Raw genomic sequence first — 381 nt, 5'->3', positions numbered from 1 at the left:
CCCAGGGTAAGTCGGGACCTAAGGCGAGGCCGACAGGCGTAGTCGATGGACAACCGGTTGATATTCCGGTACCCGCTTTGAAGCGCCAAACATCGAATCAGGCGATGCTAAGTCCGTGAAGCCGCCCTGAGCTCTTCGGAGCGTAGGGGAGTGGTGGAGCCGACGAACCAGACTTGTAGTAGGTGAGTGATGGGGTGACGCAGGAAGGTAGTCCAGCCCGGGCGGTGGTTGTCCCGGGGTAAGGGTGTAGCCCGTCATCCAGGCAAATCCGGATGACACTTGAGGGTGAGACCTGATGCCGAGCCGATTGTGGTGAAGTGGATGATCCTATGCTGTCGAGAAAAGCCTCTAGCGAGTTTCATGGCGGCCCGTACCCTAAAC

General features: G+C 58.5%; 1 rRNA gene. It reads left to right on the top strand.

The annotated features are described in order from the left end of the window. Positions 1-381, top strand: a 23S ribosomal RNA gene (locus tag ADK86_RS17165); the annotation flags it as partial.

It is taken from the genome of Streptomyces sp. NRRL F-5755 (assembly GCF_001279365.1).
In the GTDB taxonomy this organism is placed as follows: Bacteria; Actinomycetota; Actinomycetes; order Streptomycetales; family Streptomycetaceae; genus Streptomyces; species Streptomyces rimosus.
This window is presented reverse-complemented; position numbering and strand designations above follow the sequence as displayed.